The organism is Pseudomonas sp. Z18(2022), assembly GCF_036346535.1.
GTDB lineage: Bacteria > Pseudomonadota > Gammaproteobacteria > Pseudomonadales > Pseudomonadaceae > Aquipseudomonas > Aquipseudomonas yamanorum_A.
Genome location: NZ_JAOTOA010000005.1, coordinates 84,516 through 99,218, shown reverse-complemented (window position 1 = coordinate 99,218; position 14,703 = coordinate 84,516). Strand labels below are relative to the sequence as shown.

Sequence of the window (14,703 nt, the reverse complement as noted above, 5' to 3'; positions counted from 1 at the left end):
CAATAACGCCGAGATGCAGATCAAAAAGCTTAGGAAGGAGTGACCATGCTGACAAATATCATTATTAAGGGATTTAAAAGTTATCGGGGTCAGCGGTTACCGCTGTCGCCCTTGACTCTGATGATAGGTGCCAATGCCTCAGGAAAAAGTAACGCGCTAGAGGCCTTCCGCTTCCTATGCTGGCTTGGCCAGGGTCAGAAGCTGTCAGTGTTACGCCACCGGGTCGATGAGTCTGAGCAGATTCTCCGAGGTCAAATCAAGGATCTTCCCTACCACCAAGGCCTATCATTCACCTTGGGTTGCGAAACCGACGACTCGGAGTGGAATAGCCTAAGTGTCGAAATTGCCCTGCGAGAAGATGAACTTCACATTGTTCAAGAAAGTATCAGCTCTCCTCTCCAAAAATTCCCGCTTTACCGTATCGAGCAAACCTCTAGCGGTTTAAGTACGGACGTGCGCGTTGCATACAATAATTTCTCAACAGGTGGTAAGAAGCCACAAATCACATGTACTGATCAAATCGCCATTCTTAACCAACTCGCCAGTTCGGCTTTGTTCGACTCCGGGCATAAAAAAGCACAGAAAGTTATCCCGCAAACGACTGAACACTTCCAGTACCTACTTGCTAACACTTTGTTTCTTGATCCCGTGCCTGCTCTGATGCGTGGCGATAGTTATCCGGATAAAAAGTTGCGTGGTGACTGCTCTAACCTGTCCGGAGTTTTGTATTCGCTCTGGCAGGATGAGGAGGTCCGTCCTGCCATAATTGAATTCATCAAGAGTCTGCCCGAGCAAGATGTAAAAAGCGTGAATTTCTTCGAGGACCGTCGTGGACGTATATCTCTGGAATTGGTTGAGAACTTTGGTTCTGTCGAGCGAAATTGGTCCGTGGAGCTGCTTTCAGATGGCACGCTTAGAGTACTGGCTATTGCCGCAGCCCTGCTTTCTGCTCCTACGGAGTCGACGCTGGTAATCGAAGAAGTTGACAACGGCGTCCACCCATCACGTGCGCGTCAATTACTCAAAACTATGCGTGAGCAAGCAGAGCTACGTGGTGTGCGCCTGCTGCTTAGCACTCACAACCCAGCTTTGATGGATGCGCTCCCAGACAGCGCTTTGGGAGATGTGGTGTTTTGCTACCGTGATCCCCAGGATGGCGACAGTCGCTTGGTACGCCTTGCCGACCTGCAGGACTACGCTGGTTTAGTTTCCCAAGGCCCATTAGGGGAGTTAGTAACCAACGGTATCGTGGATCGCTTTGTGAAATCGCCCGTGACGATGGAACAGAAACGCCAAAACGCACTGGATTGGCTCCGGAAAATGCAGGGAGAAGCCTAATGAGCTCAATCTGCTTGATCGATACTAGTGTGTTTGTAAACATGCTAAACGTGCCGGGTCTCAATCAGGATGCCGCACGTGTGGGTGCCGATTTCCTAGAGTACGCAAACAATAACTGCACGTTCATTCTGCCGATGGCCACCATCCTCGAGACCGGCAACCATGTGGCTCAAAACGGCGACGGAAGACTCCGCCGAGAAACAGCTCAGCGCTTCTGTGATGCTGTGCGCGCGGCGTTCGCCGATGAGCCCCCTTACAGACTCAGCGAGTTTCCCAGTACTGTACAAATCCTCGAGTGGCTGGCTGAGTTTCCGGATAGAGCAGGCCATAATAAGTCTGCCGCCCGAACCGGTGAAGGCACTAGCTTTGGTGATCTAAGCATCATCAAAGAATACGAGAGGTGTTTAGCGCGGTTCCCCATGAGCGAGCTATTCATCTGGTCCTTGGATAGCGACTTGGAAGCATACCATCACCAACCTGGACATCTGATCCAGCGATGATAGTGCCAGGGTGAATAATTGGCCTGTTGAAGGAAAACTGCTGCACCATGAGCGCATCATCGTTGTGGGTTTTGGCAGCGCCAAGTGTACTAATGTTGCATCTATAAGACCATAATAATAACGAATATCAATCTAAAAGGAGGCTGCATGACCAACGGACTAACAGCACTTAACGGACAAACCTTTGCCGTAGGCCTTTCATTTGCTGGCGAACAGCGCGCCTATGTTCAGGACGTTGCGCTTAGTTTGAGAGAGAAGGGTGTAACGGTCTTTTATGATGGGTTCCACGAGGTAGATCTTTGGGGATGCGACCTCGTAGACACCCTGAATGAACTATATTCCGAGAGCATGAATTTGGTTGTGGTTTTTATTTCGAAAGATTACGTCGCCAAGGACTTCACAAATGTTGAACGGCGTGCGGCGCTCTCAAAGGCTATCACTTCACGTCAGAAGTACGTCATGCCGGTGCGCTTTGATGATACCAAGATACCTGGTATACCGAACACCTTTGGTTATCTAAGTGCATCGGAGAACTCTCCAGAGCAATTGGCTGTCAAGATCTGCAAGGCACTCGGGATCAGTGAGCGGGTTAAGGCGAATGAAATCTCACCACCATACTCAAAAAGCGCCCAAGGAACGATCACCTTCAATCATACAGATCATGACGGTAGATTTTTGATTGGTGAGGATGAGTGGCAATTCGAGATTGCAACTTCAGGTGCAAGCAACGACGGCATATATATTTACAACGATCCACCAAGCATCAACGGGGTAGCTATAGCTGAAGGCTACTTGGCGATTGCTGAAGTCCAGAATGCAAAGGCTCTCAATTATACATCCCGTACAAGGCGCCCTAAGGAGGGGCAGGTCGCCGTCTTACTTAACAATCAGGGATTCTATGCGGCTCTGAAAATTGTAGATGTCAAGGCTCTGGATTTTAAAGATGACATTGACTCTATAACCATCGAATACGTCATTCTGCGCAGAGGTGGCTGCGATTTTTCTGTTGAGTTAATCGCCTGACCTATGCGGCCAATTGGGTCGACCTTATGGTTACAGAGTTATAGTAAATCGACCGTTAATGCCCCAGCCCTGCCATCGCGGGGCTGCGTACATAGAGTGGTACGCGGTTTGCGTACCAGAATTCAAGGAGAGATAAATGAAGTACAGCATCGACTATCAGCAACTGCACAAGGGCCACCAGCGACCTTCTGACGATGGAGATGTCGTCGGTGTGGAATTTGAAAGCGAGTCGGGATTCGCTCTCATACCCAATGTCGGGGATGTCGTGTATGTCCCAGCGATGGAGGGGCACGTTAGTGTGCAAGGTCTGGTGAAGACGCGCCTCTTTAGTTACACCCGCGTCGGTGCAGAACTCTACTGTGGCATCAATATCGTGGTTGAAGAACGCGACGACATTAACTGGGCCGCTCTAATTAAAGAGTAATTATGGGTAGGCCCGCTCGCGGGCCTGTTTTGTTGCAGGAAAAAACGCCCGCAGTACCCAAAGCCCCGGCCAAAAACTGGGGCCGAGGACGTAGAGAAGCGCGGTGCGCGCGCTTGCAAAAGGAGAACACAATGCAACCGAAAATGGATAACTACTCAGAACACTACGGGGCGGAGCTGCTGTGCCCTTGCTGCGGCGGAAATTATTTACACCACGCGAAGGTTGAAGTTTTTGAGCGTGGCGAAGATGCGAAAGTTGGCACACACGTAACCTTCGAAAATGGTGCGGCCAAATTAGATGGGGACATCAGCGGAAACCCTAGCCGCCGCCGAGGTGGAATTTCCATTCACTTCACTTGCGAGCATTGCCCGGCAGAGCCTGTCCTATACATATCCCAGCATAAGGGATGCACATTATTGGACTTAAAGTAGGCCTTCTGTAATCGATCCATGCCCCGGCTCGCCGGGGCTTCAAGGGAAAAGATTGGTGAAAGTCTCATCTGAAAATGATCAGCACCCTTTATTGCTTGCTGCAATGATGCAGCTGGTCGCTAATTATCCTGCTGTTGTGTGGATTGTTGGCGATACGTGGGTGCGTTGCGAAAACTGTGAGTACACAATTGACGCTGACGAATCTGTAACGCGTGAACAGGTTCGACAACTTCTGATAAACGCAGACTGGAACGCTGAGCAGTGGCTAGGCGACTGACGAAGGAAAAGCCGAATGAGCGTTAAACAGTCACTCCGCGATTATGAAGCCGCCCTCCATGTCGCGCCGCGCAGAATCGTAGCGGAAGGCCAGAAATGGGCGAGCGACGTGCCACAGGATGCAGGTGTCTATGTTCTCTGGAGAGATGCCACCCCTATCTACGTTGGAGAAACTTCATCTTTAAGGTCGCGAATGAGGGACTTGACTCGGGTCGAAAATCATACCTTCGCTCGGCTCACATGCAGGCAGTTCAGCATTGACGTTGGTGACCAGCCGGGATTGATCAGCATACTTTCGAAAACCTACATGCTTTCCTTCGTTTTGGTACCTCTTGGGCGAAAAGAAGTCGAGGAGTTTCTGATACTTCGGTGGCGTACAAACCCTTTTCAACAAGCCGACGACACGATTGATGAAGGGAACTCAATACGATTGGGTTTCTGAAATTGTACCCAGCCAAAAGGCTCTCTGAACTAGGAAAAAGACGATGCCCATTGAGCCCATTGAGCTTATTCAGCGAGTTGTCGCTCTTTCCCAGCATGAGGCGGCACACTGGATTATTGCGGTTGCGTTGGGTTTTGACGCGCAAGAAATCAAGTTGGAAATCCAATCGTTATAAGCCCATAGGGGCAAAGCCAACACTACTTTTGATGCGCGGTTCGAGACGATCGAAGAGATGCGTGCTGTTGTACGGCGGCGAGCGCTAATCAAGCTAGCCGGAGCGATGGGTGAAGCCATAGATCGGGGGCAACAGAAAGTTAATTCCCAAGCAGCACAACTCATTCTTGAGGCCGGGGAAACAGGCGCCGGCCAGGATTATGCAATTACACGAGAGCTAACCGTTTTGCTCCACAATTCGTTGCCGTTCAGCCAAAGCTTTTCGTCCAGGGATTTGTTGATTGCGCTTCAGAATGAAGCATTCACTCTGGTCACCCTCAACATGAAACCAATATGCGATCTGGCAGATGCGCTGACCAAAAAGGTAATGACTGGGAAGGGGCTAGGGGAAGTCAGCAAGGCTGCGATTTATCAGCCCCCGCTCTACTGCCAATTGCCATAGAAAAAAAAGCGCCACCACCTTGCGGGCCATCACGAGATTCGTATAGTCGGAACGACCATCCCGACGTGCGGATGGCAACTCAACAGAGACAGCAAATGAAAAAAACCATCGACAACACCATTGCGGCGATCACGGACGGCCTGGAGAAATTCTCGGGTCCAACTGATCGCGCCGGCCACGCTATTGAGCGCGCCTATAAGCTGGATCAGGCAGACGTTCCCCATGACGCTATCGCTTCGATCCTGACCGCTAGCAGCAAGCGGTTGGGCAAGAACAACGAATACTTCGAGAGCGAGATTCCGACCATGGTCAAGCTGTACGACGACTGCCTGAGTGGTACTCCAATCTCGGACAAGACGACGCGTGCAGTTCTTCGCGATCAAGAAGAAGCTCATGGCTTTGACGGTAACTCTATGCCGGCTTGATTTATGCGCTGACGTGATGCGTGAGCTGGGGCACCTGTAGGCGCCCCAGTCTCGACCCGGACAGATCGTTCCCCCGGACACCCTCACGAATGCGTACGCGACCGATAGGGTCAAGAAGATCTAAGCCGAATTACAGGAAAAATAACTGCGCCTACAAGCCCGCCTTACGGGCTTCGGCGGTTTAGGGGTGCGGTTTTCGTGCTCTCAAAAAAAGGGACGACACATGCCGAATGCACTAGAAAAGGCTCGCCAGTACATCAAATCAATCAAAACAGCGGTGGATGTCGAGAGCACTGAGGGTGCTCATAACACCGCGTGGGGTTATCAGCTTGCTCTCGGGGACTTTGATCTGATCACCCAAACTGAGAAAGACATGCTGGATCATGAAGCTAGTGACGCGAAAAAGGCGCGTTTGGCCGAGCTTAAAGCCGGGCGACGGTAACGAAGCCTTATCCTCGTGCAACCGACTGGAAAATCTTGATAGACAACCCTTACGGTTGCTGCAACCACCTACGGTGGTCGCGGCAACTGGGTCGTCGCTCGCATCGATTCAGGTAAGGAAATGATCTTACCTGGAAGGGCATTGATCGACCCTAATCATCACGATTGGTCGTAGGAAAAATCGGGGTCAGACCACATTTAAAATAATGGTGGTCTGACCCCGATTTCTCCCTGTTGATAGTACCAGCGAAGGAAATTGGAAGGGAATTGGGGGCGCCGCCATTATTTTAGATGTGGTCTGACCCCAATTTTCCCCTATGGGCTCACCCTGGCAGTCAGCAGCCCGTTGCCCGTTTTCGACGAGGAGGCTGTACAAGTAAAATAAGCTAAGATTTGAACACCCTCGCGAAATCAAGGAAGACACCCAGATATGGCCATCTACGACATAACGGCTCCCCGATTCTGGCAAATGCTGGAAGCGCTCCACGGCATGCTCTTAAAGGCAGAGCAGAGTGCAGCCGAACCTGGCGATAGCCCTGACGATTTACTGAATGCGCGGCTTGCACCCGACATGCATGACCTGTCCATGCAGATAAGATTCGTGTGCACGCAGGCTCAGGAAGCTATAGCCAGACTGACGCGAGCGGAACTCCCTGCTTTGGCAGCGCCTACCGATTTCGCCGAGGCCAAGGGGTTGATCGCGAGTACGCAGCAACTGTTGAAATCTGCCGATCGCGCAGCGATCAACGACAACGCTCAGGGCCGCATTTGCATTGAGCTTGATGGCGGGTTGACGTTTGATATGACGGGGGAAGAGTACGTCGTAGACTGGGCCATCCCTCAGTTCTACTTTCACCTCGTGACCGCCTATAACATCCTTCGAAATAAAGGCGTACCGCTGGGCAAAGCGGATTATGTACCGCATATGTTTGCCTACTCGCGTCATTGCGCTTGAGTGGGAGCGGCTTATAGCGTCAGTGGCAGACCGGACCTTCAAGGAATCAGGACAATTTATGACCTACTCGGTTGAGGGCGTTTCCCTTCGAACATTGGGCTATGACGATGTTGAGTTGACCAGCCGCTACGAAAAGGCCAACCGCGCCCATCTGCAGCCTTGGGAACCTGCGAGGGACGAAGAGTATTTTACCATTGGCAGCGCCAGGGCCCGAGTTGAGCAGCAGGTGCAAAGCGTGCAAGCCGAAGGCTCGATTTTTCCTGATGCTTGAGCCTGAGAGCGGAGAGCTTCTCGGCCGGTGTAACTACACGAAGGGAATATCGGGGCCAGACCACACTTAAAACAATGGTGGTCTGACCCCGATTTCAATCTATTAATTACATGCATTGTATATAGCAATTATTTATTGTGCTAACCAGGCAGTAATGTGCAATAAGTCAGCGCTATTTTTTCTTGGCTGTTGGAGAATACTCATTTGCGCAAGTCTACGAGATTGTGAAATTCTGATGCATTTTCGATGTTATCTTTCAATGCTTGGCCGAGCGGCATGAATAGCCTGTCCAAATCACCAAGTGCGATACCATCTTTCGCTAGCGCAGTGATGCGCTCAATGTAAAGATCGTATCCAGCCTTTGTTTTCGATCCACTGATGATAGCCTTCCATGTACCGTCTTTCTTGAATAATAGGCTGTAGCAGATGTTCGCCTGATCTGAAGTTAGCTTGACATCTATTGCCAAAAGCGCACGGAGTGCGTGTTGATCGTAGATTGGATTTTCGGGGTTCTGAAGATGTTTAGCAAATGCATGAAAGACAGACTCAGTACTCTTTGGCGAACTTGAAGGGCTGCTGTAGTTAGCCACAAAAGACTTGTATATGTTCCATTTGCCCATCTTCCATAGCAAGGCCTCCGCCAGCGACTCGGGTGCCGAAAGTTCCGGGATAGCCCAGGGATAGTCAGAAGGTAGTGCTGGGAACGATTCGGCGTCGTACTTGTAATGATGCTCTGCAAGTTTGTTTGTAGCCAAACGAACCGCATTGGTATCAAACTTGTCTTCTTGGATGCAATTTTGCAAAGTGGCAACAATGGTTCCGAGTATTGACTTAAAGTCGTGAGCCAAACGAGCCATGTCTGCAAATCCTTTCGGTAGCTATACAGGTTTATTTCAAGAGTAACCTCTGGAAACACCAGTCACAATCTTCTAGATCACTGCTGTAGCGTTTAGCAGCTTTTATTCTCCAGCTATCGGCTGGTGCCCGGTGTGTCTGTGTCATTCAATACCGTTCGCAGGTGACTGCTTTTGGCCGAAAGCCGCCATTGAGCGCGGCATGAGCGGCGACTCACCCAGTTGATGGCACATCGTCGCTGAGTCGTTGTAGACACCTACAGCGCCTCGGCGACTAAATGTTTGAACTAGTTAAGCAGCCTGGACAACGTCCGGCCTCAGCTACAAGGCACCTCCCGATCCATCAGCTTCCCCATCAACAGCACCCCCAACTCACTGAGCTGGTGAATAGCCAACGCCACATCACGGTCTTTCCCACTCAGCTCTTCCGACAGGTCAAGCAGCAACGCGCTGACCGAGGCAAAGGTTTCATAGCTATTGGTAATCAGGCTTTCACTGCTGGCGTCCGCAGCAACACTGAACAGCGCACCCGACGGCGGGGTAGTTTTGGCGGAGGAGGGATTGAGGTAGTGATCCAAGGCGCGCTGGGCGGCCTGGTGGAGTTTGAGATCGGGAGTTCCCGGAGGATTCGGCGTTACCTTGAACATCGTTAAGTTCCTTGCTCGGGCTTCCACCCCGTTGCTACTAAACGAGGGGGTGGCAGCTGTACGCAGGTTAGTAGACCGGGGGAACCTAACAAAAACCGGCGCGCCCGAGGGCGCCCTACGCACAGCCACCATCAAGCACAGACAAGGACGTCCGACAGATGAAGCTCATGCACACGTTAGGTTGGACCTCGGGCTACTAAACCCGATCACTGAGGTTTCAGCGACCGAGCAACCTTAGAGACGCTAACCCAGGTGCACAAGCCGGCGGATTCTGACGCAACTGTAGGTAATGGAGCAAGGTGCCGTACTCACTGCCTCAGGCGTGCGATAAGCCATTTCAGGTGAGTCAAATAAATCAGTCTGGTTGTTCCCCGGTAAAAACGGCTGAGGCCGATGCTTGAAAAATCACAATGCCCGCCTCAGCCAATCTGTCTGGTGTAATTCTCGACCTATTCAGCTTGTTCAGTGCCAATGTTTCCTGCGGGCTTAAAAGCACTAGGCGGTAATGTTTATGAATGTAGGAAATAATCTCTTCGTCTGTGCAACCACTGGTAACAAGCCGGATCACTTCTTGTGCAAAGGCTCTTTGCGGCATCACATGCTCAATCAAGACTCTTTCACCACGGGTCCTGGCATGATGCGCATCAATGCTGCATTCGGCATCTGGGCGTGTCTTCAAGCTATTGATATGGCGAAGGTTGGGATATTTCACGCGCTGACAAAGTATGTCGAGTATGCGCTCTACAGAATGGATTGCACCGCCGTTGTCAGTAAACCCAGCCTCGATAGCCTTATTCCGGGCGTCTATAAATAAACGCAGTGGAGGCAGAAGGGTGGGCGGGCTATATTTTCCTTGCATAGTTTATGGCTATCTCACTTGATTGAGTCAATCACGCTTACTGTCATGTCGCTATTGTTATTGGTTTTCCACTCAAGCGCTATCTAGCCATCAGCTCGGGTCTGATAAGAGCAATTATTCTTAGGGGAAAGCAAAAAAGGAGATCTATTTGATTAAAAATAGATCCCCTTTTTTCTATTTACACAGGTTTGTTAGGCCGGCTGCGCCGCCAGGCTATTACTCACCTTGCGCCCCAACACCAGCACAGTCACAAACCCGGCACCCACCAACGCCGTCGCCAGACTCAACAGCACCGAAGTCCCCATCTTGTCGACGATCTGCCCGCCAAAGAACGAGCCCACGGCAATGATCACCTGAAACAACGCCACGAACAGCGGCATGCCACGTTCCACATCCTTGGGCGCAACCACGAACATCCAGATACTCGCGCACGCCGGGAAGGCGCCAAACGCAAAGCCCCACAAGGCGATCAGCATCACGGCGCCGCTCATGCCAGTAGCGAAGTAGGGAAACAGCGCGGTGCTGGTGCCGATCATCAGTGCCACCAGCAGCAAGGTATGGCGCACGCTGCGGTTGGCTGCGAAGCCGGCGAAGACGTTGCCCATCACGCCGGCCACGCCGTAAAGCAGCAGCAGCGAGCCAATGGTCGGGCCGTCGAAGCCGGAGCTGTTTTTGAAGAACGGGGCGACGTAGGTGTACGCGGCAAAGTGCGCCAGGCCGATCAGCAATACCGCGATCAAGCCAACCCGCGCTTGTGGGTTGATGAACAGGGCCGGCAGGTCGGAGATGCGAATGGCTTTTTCCGGTTCAAGCCGGGGCAGCAGGAACATCTGTGCCAGCAGTACCGGGATGCCTACCAGTGCGGTGACGAGGAAGGTCATGCGCCAGCCCATCAGCCCGCTCAGCCAGGTGCCGACGGGCACGCCGAGGACGGTGGCCAGGGTCACGCCCATCATGATGATTGAGGTGGCCTTCGCTACGCCCACGCCTTTGGGCGCCAGGCGGCCGCTGAGGGCGATGGCCGTGGCCCAGAAGCCGCCAATGCTGATGCCCAGCAGTACGCGGCCGAACAGCAGCAGGCTGAAGTCGCTGGCGTAGGCCACCACCATGTTGGCGATGATCATGATCAGGGTCAGGCCGATCAGCAGGTAGCGACGGTCCATGGCGCCAATGCCCACCGACAGCAACGGGGCGGCGAGGGCGGCCATGATGCCGGGCAGGGTGACCATCAGGCCGGCGTGGCCGGCGCTGATGCCCAGGTCGGCGGCGACGTCGTTGAGTACGCCCACCGGCAGGAATTCGCTGGTGACCAGGGCGAAGGCGCCCACGGCGACGGAGAGAATCGCCAGCCACTGTTGCAGGACGGTTTGTTGATTATGTTCGGGGAGGCCGCTAGGGGCCCGGCTTGCGCTTGGCATGGTGTTGGGTTCCGGGAGGAGATTTCGCCTGCGGGCAGACGGGAGGGAGAAAGTGGAGGCGATTATAGGAATGGGTTTTGGTAAGCCAATAGGCGAGCAGTTCGATAGTAATCATCAACCTCATCGATTAGACGCTCTAAACCCCACGACACGGTGAATGGACAGCAGTACCGCCGTTCCGTAGCATTCCGCGCTCGTTTTCGTGTTTCAAGGATGAACTCCATGCCGTTTTTCACCCGTCGTTTGCCTGGCGCTATTGCCGTTGCTGCGTTGTTTATCTCTGTGCTGGCAGGGTGTGCGGCCAAGAGTAATTACGTCGATGCCACCGAACCCGACGCCGCCAAGCTGCGCTTCGTGTCCAATTCCTCAAACGCTAAGCTCTATTACCTCGACGACCAGCATTGCGCGGGGCGAGAGGCCGGTGCGCTCAACAACCTTTACGTGCCGGACACTCCTCGCCGTGCGGGCATGATCGTGCCGCCGCCGGCCAAGGCCCGGGGCTTTCTGGAGATCAAGGTCAAGCCCGGCACCGAGGGTTATGTGTTTGTCAGTACTGACGGCTACAGCTGGATGTGCGGCTTCCAAATCGGACTGACTCCGGAACCTAACGCTGAATATGAAGTGACCTTGAACGTGCGTGGCAATAAATGCGGCGTTGAGTTGAGCCGTTTGGGGCGGGTAGATGGGAAAGATGTGCGGGTGCCGATGCCAGCCGTCCAAAACGGTACCCCGGCATGTCTGGGGATGAAGCCTGCGGGATCAGCTGCTAAATAGTCGCCACCCGTAACGGCTCAAAAGGGACAGATCGAAAATGGATTCGTCCGCTTCTTCACTACCGGCTCGGAGGGTTGGATATGCAAGATTGGCCGACGCTATGTAAGTTAAGGGCTGGGAGTTACGTTGATTTTCTGAAGGACGCAACGGCTCTGGAAGATGGGGTCTATAAAATCTCGGACTCCATCTACTGTCTGGCAGATAGCGTTCTTGAAGCAGGTGCAGAAAGAATCCAGTGGGTCTCACTTTTTTGGGCATGCAGTGAGCCAGCCTTTCGACGAGTCTATTTCAGAGAGATTGAAAACGACGATAAGGCCGAATGTGCCCCACCGGTGGAGTTGCTTCCCTCCGGAGCGGGAATGAACTACGGCAGTATCCGCGATGCTTTGAGGTGTCTGGATCCAGAGCGTAGTTTGGAGTGTGCATCCTATCGCATCATGTCTGACGGTGCGTTCGTGCATAAGACTCTGGAGGGACGCAGGGCAACTTATTACTTCCGCTCAGCTGAAATTATCGAGAGTGAGTTGCCGTACGCAATTTTGTGGCGCAGTTAAATCAGGCATCACGGCCTTATGACAACCTCACATCGCCGCCCGCAACGACCGCGGCGACAGCCCATAGTGCGACTTGAACCTCACCGCAAACCGCGATGCCGACGCATACCCACACGCGCTGGAAATCTCGCCAATGGAATCCCTGGACGTTTGCAGCTGTTGCAACGCCGCTCCCAGGCGAACATTTTCCAGGATCGACCTGAAGCTCGCATCCTCATTGGCCAACTGCCGGCGCAGGGTCGACTCCCCCAGATTCAACTGCTGCGCAACGCTGGCCACCGTCCAGTCCCGGGACAGGTTGCTGCCGATCAACCGCTGCACCCGCTCGCTCAACGGATCATTGCGATCCATCAGCAACGGCCCCGCCTGGCCGGCCAGGCACAGGCACAGCAGCACGGCTTCGCCATAGTGGGTGCACAAGGTCGCCGGGGCGCCGGTACCCAGTGCGGTCAGCAGTTGGTCCCAGGCTTGGCGGGTCTGTTTGTCCAGGCGCACGCACAGGTCTGTATTCAGGCTGCCCTTGAACTGCGCGCCATACCGGGCAACGAAGTTGCGCAACACCGGCACCGGAAACGACACCACGTCAGCGATGTAGTCACCCTGGGCGCCGGGAAAGTTGGTTACGCCCAGCTCGCGACCCGCCGGCAGCAAAATCAAATCCTGTGGGCCGGCGCGCATTTCGCGCGCGTCCCACTGCATCAGCTTTTGCCCCTGGCGCACGCGGCACAGGGCGGTCATGAAGATCGGCACGCGTTGCAGGGTGTGGTGTTGCCGGGCCCTGATCACGCAGCTTTCGATGATGCTTTCCCTGTGCCGCAAACCTTCGTGAACATCCATCGTGACTAGCGTCCGTAAGGGGCCGTGATTGTGGCCTTGGCCAGGCTGTTGGCATTGAGCATGTAGCCGACCAGGGCGCCGCTGGACTGATTGTCGATCGGCAGCGTGTCGACTTTCAACGCCCATACGGTGAATTGATAGCGATGGGGTTTATCACCCACGGGCGGGCAGGCACCGCCGAAGCCGGGTTGGCCGTAATCCGTGCGGCCCTGCACAGCACCGGCCGGCAGGTGGGCGCCCACGTTGCTCGGCAGGCGGGTGACGGTGGCGGGCAGGTTGACCACGGTCCAGTGCCACCAGCCGCTGCCGGTGGGTGCATCGGGGTCGTAGACGGTGATGGCAAAGCTTTTGGTGCCCGCCGGGGCGTTGGCCCAGGACAGGGCAGGGGAGGTGTTGCCGCCGTTGCAGCCAAAGCCGCTGAATTCTTGCAGGCGCGTCAGTGGGCGCTGGTCGGCGATGTCCGGGCTGCTGAGGGAGAAGCTGGCGGCGTGCCCGCTGGCGGCCATGATCAGGGTGATCGCAGGTGCAAGTGCTTTGAGTTTCATCGCGGTGGTGTCCAGGCGTGGTTTGAGCGTTAAGCCTAAACAGCGCCGGCACGCGGCACTGCGCCGAAGCGCTCGATGATTGTGCCGAAACGCTCTGTGCACTAAGGCTGAACCCTCAGCGTGCGGATGATGAACGCATGCAGGCTGTTGACCGCCTTGGACCCGCGAGACGCCCGGCTGCGCAGTATCGAAACTTCCATGGGTTCAATGCTGCCCAGGCCGTGCTCGTCCCCCAGTACCTGCAGCGATTCCTGCACGGTGCACTGGGTGATCGCCGCAATCGCCAGCCCGCCCTCGACGGCAGCCACCTGGCCGGCAAGGCTGGAGCTGTTGTACACCACCTTGAATTCGCGCCCTTGCTGGGTGAGTGCGTTCACCGCATACCGCCGGGCCAGGCTTGCGCTTTCGTAGACGGCGATGGGGATCGGGTCGCGTCGCCACAGTTCGAACTGGGGTGAGCCCACCCACACCATGGGCTCCTTGAACAGGAAGGTGCCGCTTTGCGGTGAGTCCCTGGAGACCAGCGCCAGGTCAAGATCGCCGCTGCGCAACTGCGGGATCAGCGTGGTCGACTGTTCACAGGTGAGTTCGATTTCCACCCCGGCGTAGCGCGGCGAATAGCGCTTGAGCAGCGGCGTGAGGTACCGGGCCGCGTAGTCTTCCGCGACGCCCAGGCGGATGCGCCCGGTCAGTTCTTCACCGTGAAACGCCGCCTGGGTCTCGGCGTGAAGGGCGAGCATGCGCCGGGCGTAGCTCAGCAGGGTCTGGCCGTCGGCGGTTAGTTGCAGGTGCCTGGGGCCTCGGCTCAACAGTTGCCGGCCAAGGGCGGCTTCGAGTTTTTTCATCTGCATGCTGACGGCGGACTGCGAGCGGTTGACCTCATGGGCAGCGCCCGACAGCGAGCCGGCATCCACCACGGCCACAAAGCATTTGAGCCAATCAAGTTGCAAATCACTGGCCGGCATCGCGGTGACCTCTATTCGTTAATCGAATGGCTAAAGCCTGAATTATGCGCTTTTCATGAGGGTTTGTTCACCCGCAACATTCTGCCCGGAACCAACACTTACTGGATC

Annotated in this window: 20 protein-coding genes; 13 read left to right on the top strand and 7 right to left on the bottom strand. The window is 54.5% G+C overall.

The annotated features are described in order from the left end of the window. Window positions 1-45: 45 nt before the first annotated feature. From V3W39_RS13675 to V3W39_RS13625, 11 genes are all read left to right on the top strand, one after another. Window positions 46-1,338, top strand: a complete 1,293-nt coding sequence (locus V3W39_RS13675; RefSeq protein WP_330212779.1) for an AAA family ATPase — start codon at window positions 46-48, stop codon at window positions 1,336-1,338. Continuing rightward, window positions 1,338-1,838, top strand: coding sequence for a hypothetical protein (locus V3W39_RS13670; protein WP_330212778.1), 501 nt, complete (start codon window positions 1,338-1,340; stop codon window positions 1,836-1,838). Before V3W39_RS13675 ends, V3W39_RS13670 begins: the two co-directional genes overlap by 1 nt. Before the next feature lie 147 nt (window positions 1,839-1,985). Then, window positions 1,986-2,861 carry a toll/interleukin-1 receptor domain-containing protein gene (locus V3W39_RS13665; RefSeq protein ID WP_330212777.1) on the top strand — a complete coding sequence of 292 codons (876 nt, stop codon included), beginning with the start codon at window positions 1,986-1,988 and terminating at the stop codon, window positions 2,859-2,861. Between the two features lie 136 nt (window positions 2,862-2,997). Continuing rightward, window positions 2,998-3,285, top strand: a complete 288-nt coding sequence (locus V3W39_RS13660) for a hypothetical protein (protein ID WP_318302030.1) — start codon at window positions 2,998-3,000, stop codon at window positions 3,283-3,285. A gap of 486 nt (window positions 3,286-3,771) precedes the next feature. Then, window positions 3,772-3,993, top strand: coding sequence for a hypothetical protein (locus V3W39_RS13655; RefSeq protein ID WP_318302029.1), 222 nt, complete (start codon window positions 3,772-3,774; stop codon window positions 3,991-3,993). A gap of 15 nt (window positions 3,994-4,008) precedes the next feature. Then, complete coding sequence (locus tag V3W39_RS13650) at window positions 4,009-4,434, top strand: hypothetical protein (RefSeq protein ID WP_330212776.1); 426 nt, start codon at window positions 4,009-4,011, stop codon at window positions 4,432-4,434. 232 nt (window positions 4,435-4,666) lie between these two features. Beyond that, window positions 4,667-5,050 carry a hypothetical protein gene (locus V3W39_RS13645; protein ID WP_330212775.1) on the top strand — a complete coding sequence of 128 codons (384 nt, stop codon included), beginning with the start codon at window positions 4,667-4,669 and terminating at the stop codon, window positions 5,048-5,050. A 95-nt stretch (window positions 5,051-5,145) separates the two neighbouring features. After that, a complete protein-coding gene (locus tag V3W39_RS13640; RefSeq protein ID WP_330212774.1) occupies window positions 5,146-5,475 on the top strand; it encodes a hypothetical protein in 330 nt (109 codons plus the stop codon). 223 nt (window positions 5,476-5,698) lie between these two features. Next, on the top strand, window positions 5,699-5,917 hold the full coding sequence (locus tag V3W39_RS13635) for a hypothetical protein (RefSeq protein ID WP_330212773.1): 219 nt from the start codon (window positions 5,699-5,701) through the stop codon (window positions 5,915-5,917). Between the two features lie 429 nt (window positions 5,918-6,346). Next, window positions 6,347-6,871, top strand: coding sequence for a DUF1993 domain-containing protein (locus V3W39_RS13630; RefSeq protein ID WP_330212772.1), 525 nt, complete (start codon window positions 6,347-6,349; stop codon window positions 6,869-6,871). Between the two features lie 58 nt (window positions 6,872-6,929). Next, on the top strand, window positions 6,930-7,142 hold the full coding sequence (locus tag V3W39_RS13625) for a hypothetical protein (RefSeq protein ID WP_442968402.1): 213 nt from the start codon (window positions 6,930-6,932) through the stop codon (window positions 7,140-7,142). A 200-nt stretch (window positions 7,143-7,342) separates the two neighbouring features. Here V3W39_RS13625 and V3W39_RS13620 read toward each other — a convergent pair whose 3' ends face one another. The 4 genes from V3W39_RS13620 to V3W39_RS13605 form a co-directional block, all read right to left on the bottom strand. Continuing rightward, on the bottom strand, window positions 7,343-7,999 hold the full coding sequence (locus V3W39_RS13620; protein WP_330212771.1) for a hypothetical protein: 657 nt from the start codon (window positions 7,997-7,999) through the stop codon (window positions 7,343-7,345). Between the two features lie 314 nt (window positions 8,000-8,313). Next, window positions 8,314-8,643 (bottom strand): DUF6124 family protein, encoded by a 330-nt coding sequence (locus V3W39_RS13615; RefSeq protein WP_177090554.1) that lies wholly within the window; start codon window positions 8,641-8,643, stop codon window positions 8,314-8,316. Between the two features lie 355 nt (window positions 8,644-8,998). Continuing rightward, window positions 8,999-9,502 (bottom strand): hypothetical protein, encoded by a 504-nt coding sequence (locus V3W39_RS13610; RefSeq protein ID WP_330212770.1) that lies wholly within the window; start codon window positions 9,500-9,502, stop codon window positions 8,999-9,001. A gap of 191 nt (window positions 9,503-9,693) precedes the next feature. Next, the gene (locus V3W39_RS13605) at window positions 9,694-10,920 is read right to left on the bottom strand and encodes an MFS transporter (RefSeq protein ID WP_017475280.1); all 1,227 of its coding nucleotides are present in this window, start codon (window positions 10,918-10,920) and stop codon (window positions 9,694-9,696) included. 222 nt (window positions 10,921-11,142) lie between these two features. On the opposite strand from V3W39_RS13605, the gene V3W39_RS13600 reads away from it, so the two are divergent. Both V3W39_RS13600 and V3W39_RS13595 read left to right on the top strand, forming a co-directional pair. Further along, window positions 11,143-11,694 carry a hypothetical protein gene (locus tag V3W39_RS13600; protein ID WP_330212769.1) on the top strand — a complete coding sequence of 184 codons (552 nt, stop codon included), beginning with the start codon at window positions 11,143-11,145 and terminating at the stop codon, window positions 11,692-11,694. Window positions 11,695-11,774: 80 nt separating this feature from the next. After that, window positions 11,775-12,248 carry a hypothetical protein gene (locus V3W39_RS13595; protein WP_177042501.1) on the top strand — a complete coding sequence of 158 codons (474 nt, stop codon included), beginning with the start codon at window positions 11,775-11,777 and terminating at the stop codon, window positions 12,246-12,248. Between the two features lie 27 nt (window positions 12,249-12,275). Here the strand turns inward: V3W39_RS13595 and V3W39_RS13590 are convergent, their stop codons facing one another. The 3 genes from V3W39_RS13590 to V3W39_RS13580 all read right to left on the bottom strand — a co-directional run bounded on the left by V3W39_RS13590 (window position 12,276) and on the right by V3W39_RS13580 (window position 14,595). Next, window positions 12,276-13,085: a helix-turn-helix transcriptional regulator gene (locus V3W39_RS13590; RefSeq protein WP_330212768.1), complete on the bottom strand. Its 810-nt coding sequence runs from the start codon at window positions 13,083-13,085 to the stop codon at window positions 12,276-12,278. 5 nt (window positions 13,086-13,090) lie between these two features. Continuing rightward, window positions 13,091-13,630 carry a kinase inhibitor gene (locus V3W39_RS13585; RefSeq protein ID WP_330212767.1) on the bottom strand — a complete coding sequence of 180 codons (540 nt, stop codon included), beginning with the start codon at window positions 13,628-13,630 and terminating at the stop codon, window positions 13,091-13,093. Between the two features lie 101 nt (window positions 13,631-13,731). After that, window positions 13,732-14,595 (bottom strand): LysR family transcriptional regulator, encoded by an 864-nt coding sequence (locus V3W39_RS13580; protein WP_177042498.1) that lies wholly within the window; start codon window positions 14,593-14,595, stop codon window positions 13,732-13,734. Window positions 14,596-14,703 lie beyond the last annotated feature (108 nt).

Bases quoted from the DNA above. Each gene is read 5' to 3' on its own strand.
- V3W39_RS13675 (WP_330212779.1), top strand. From the start codon at position 46: ATGCTGACAAATATCATTATTAAGGGATTTAAAAGTTATCGGGGTCAG.
- V3W39_RS13670 (WP_330212778.1), top strand. From the start codon at position 1,338: ATGAGCTCAATCTGCTTGATCGATACTAGTGTGTTTGTAAACATGCTA.
- V3W39_RS13665 (WP_330212777.1), top strand. From the start codon at position 1,986: ATGACCAACGGACTAACAGCACTTAACGGACAAACCTTTGCCGTAGGC.
- V3W39_RS13660 (WP_318302030.1), top strand. From the start codon at position 2,998: ATGAAGTACAGCATCGACTATCAGCAACTGCACAAGGGCCACCAGCGA.
- V3W39_RS13650 (WP_330212776.1), top strand. From the start codon at position 4,009: ATGAGCGTTAAACAGTCACTCCGCGATTATGAAGCCGCCCTCCATGTC.
- V3W39_RS13645 (WP_330212775.1), top strand. From the start codon at position 4,667: ATGCGTGCTGTTGTACGGCGGCGAGCGCTAATCAAGCTAGCCGGAGCG.
- V3W39_RS13640 (WP_330212774.1), top strand. From the start codon at position 5,146: ATGAAAAAAACCATCGACAACACCATTGCGGCGATCACGGACGGCCTG.
- V3W39_RS13635 (WP_330212773.1), top strand. From the start codon at position 5,699: ATGCCGAATGCACTAGAAAAGGCTCGCCAGTACATCAAATCAATCAAA.
- V3W39_RS13630 (WP_330212772.1), top strand. From the start codon at position 6,347: ATGGCCATCTACGACATAACGGCTCCCCGATTCTGGCAAATGCTGGAA.
- V3W39_RS13625 (WP_442968402.1), top strand. From the start codon at position 6,930: ATGACCTACTCGGTTGAGGGCGTTTCCCTTCGAACATTGGGCTATGAC.
- V3W39_RS13620 (WP_330212771.1), bottom strand. From the start codon at position 7,999: ATGGCTCGTTTGGCTCACGACTTTAAGTCAATACTCGGAACCATTGTT.
- V3W39_RS13615 (WP_177090554.1), bottom strand. From the start codon at position 8,643: ATGTTCAAGGTAACGCCGAATCCTCCGGGAACTCCCGATCTCAAACTC.
- V3W39_RS13610 (WP_330212770.1), bottom strand. From the start codon at position 9,502: ATGCAAGGAAAATATAGCCCGCCCACCCTTCTGCCTCCACTGCGTTTA.
- V3W39_RS13605 (WP_017475280.1), bottom strand. From the start codon at position 10,920: ATGCCAAGCGCAAGCCGGGCCCCTAGCGGCCTCCCCGAACATAATCAA.
- V3W39_RS13600 (WP_330212769.1), top strand. From the start codon at position 11,143: ATGCCGTTTTTCACCCGTCGTTTGCCTGGCGCTATTGCCGTTGCTGCG.
- V3W39_RS13595 (WP_177042501.1), top strand. From the start codon at position 11,775: ATGCAAGATTGGCCGACGCTATGTAAGTTAAGGGCTGGGAGTTACGTT.
- V3W39_RS13590 (WP_330212768.1), bottom strand. From the start codon at position 13,085: ATGGATGTTCACGAAGGTTTGCGGCACAGGGAAAGCATCATCGAAAGC.
- V3W39_RS13585 (WP_330212767.1), bottom strand. From the start codon at position 13,630: ATGAAACTCAAAGCACTTGCACCTGCGATCACCCTGATCATGGCCGCC.
- V3W39_RS13580 (WP_177042498.1), bottom strand. From the start codon at position 14,595: ATGCCGGCCAGTGATTTGCAACTTGATTGGCTCAAATGCTTTGTGGCC.